Origin of the sequence: Microcoleus sp. BROC3, from assembly GCF_036702515.1 — a bacterium.
GTDB lineage: Bacteria > Cyanobacteriota > Cyanobacteriia > Cyanobacteriales > Microcoleaceae > Microcoleus.
Map to the genome: position 1 here is coordinate 1 of NZ_JAUBTQ010000160.1, position 1,916 is coordinate 1,916.

At 38.5% G+C, this 1,916-nt stretch carries 2 protein-coding genes; both read left to right on the forward strand.

Translation table 11 applies throughout. The features are described 5' to 3' along the window. A partial coding sequence (locus QUB30_RS33455; RefSeq protein WP_333342631.1) for an IS1634 family transposase occupies positions 1 to 987 on the forward strand: 987 nt, incomplete at its 5' end. A gap of 423 nt (positions 988 to 1,410) precedes the next feature. Beyond that, positions 1,411 to 1,767: a transposase gene (locus tag QUB30_RS33460; RefSeq protein WP_333342632.1), complete on the forward strand. Its 357-nt coding sequence runs from the start codon at positions 1,411 to 1,413 to the stop codon at positions 1,765 to 1,767. The last annotated feature ends 149 nt before the right edge of the window (positions 1,768 to 1,916 follow it).

Genomic DNA, 1,916 nt, shown 5'->3' on the forward strand with positions numbered 1-1,916 from the left:
CTCGACAGTTTAATGGTAGCTGACAGTGCATTATATACCGCTCCCAATTTAGAAATGTTAACCAATTTAAGATGGTTAACTCGTGTACCACTCAGTCTGAAACAAGCACAGCAACTGGTATCTCAATTAAATGAATCAGAATTTCACTCTAGTTCTGTGACGGGATATAGTTGGTCGGAACACAAAAGTAATTATGGTGGAATTACACAAAGATGGTTAGTAGTAGAGAGCAGTTTGCGTCGTGATGCCGACCAACGTAAATTAGCAAAAAACCTCAAAAAAGCTGAAGTTGAGGGTCAGAAAAAGTTGCGAGAGTTATCAAATATTGAATTTGCTTGTTCGGCGGATGCCTCAGCAGCAGCAAGTCGTTTATCCAAACAACTAAAGTATCATAATTTAACCCAAATTACCAGTAGGCAAACTACAGTAAAAGCCACTACTGATTCGACCATTTATCATGACAACTATAGCTCTAGCTTAATATTTAAAGTTGAAGCACAACTAGAACTAGATGCTAATGTGGTAGCCCGCATAACCAAAGCTAGTGGCAGATTTATCTTAGCCACTAATGTGCTGGATGTATCGCAATTAAATCCTGATGAAATGATTGTGAAATATAAGGAACAGCAGGCAGCAGAGAGAGGGTTTTGGTTTTTGAAAGACCCACTATTTTTTACGGATAGCGTGTTTCTGAAGTCGCCGGAAAGAATCGAGGCTTTAACTTTGGTAATGGGTTTGTGTTTGTTGGTTTATACTTTAGGTCAAAGATTACTCCGGCAAAACTTGCAACTCACTAATAAAACCGTAAAAAATCAGTTGGGTAAAGGAACCAATCGACCTACTTTACGCTGGATATTCCAAAGTTTTCAATCGATTCATGCTGTTTGTATTCAAGGCATTCAACAAGTTTCTAATTTGACATCCGAACGATTAGCCATCTTAAATTTGTTTCCAGTCACCTGTCGGTCTTATTATTTTTTGTTGTGAAATGAAGTCAATTATTGATTAGTAAAGTCGATTATTGATTGGTAAAACTGACTTACACTTAAATAATTGTAGATGCAGTAGTGATGTATTATTATCATAATACTCCCGATATATGCTGGGAATGGATAGTTATTAATGGTCTGATTTTTGACATTTTATGGGTTAAGAAGATTTAATTCATGCCCTCACGTCAATTTTTAGGGATTCCTAACTGGGTGATACGATTGTTGCACAGATTTTTGGGTGTTTTTACTCACTATTATCTCGGATGATTCACTTTTACCACCTCAATCCGCCTATGTGCCAGTTGAGGGTGCGGAATGTGGGTTTTAGAGTTGCTCTAATTGCACAAATCATTATACCTTAAAAAACCTCAAATGATTGCATAGCAATCATTTGAGGCTTTGACAATTCTGAATCTCTTTGAAATTAAATCCGATCGAATATCTGCAGAATGTGGGTTTTATTATCAGAAAACTCGTTCCCCAACTCTGGAAAGGTGCTTGTGTATTAATGGACAACTATGGCATCCACAAAGGGGAAGAAATAGAAAAAGCCATTAAAAAAGCCGGGGCAAGGTTAATATTTCTACCTCCCTACTCTCCCGACTTCTCCCCAATTGAAAATTTCTGGTTCAAGGTTAAAAGGATTCTTCGTACTTTGGGTGCGAGAACTTATAAAGCATTGTCCGAAGCAATAACGAGAGCCTTTGAGCAAGTTGAGGAGAAAGACTTCTGGAATTGGTTTAGTCAATGCTGTTATTGTACCTCATCTACCTGAGAAAGGCTATAGCAACTGACTGAGAATAAAAACCAGAAAGCCCCGGTCTGGCGAGCAGAAAGAGGCTTTGTCTTGGAGAATAGAATCCCAGGCATCGAGCTATTTTCTCAGGCAGTGACCCACCAAATATCTTCGCCACCGCAGCGTTT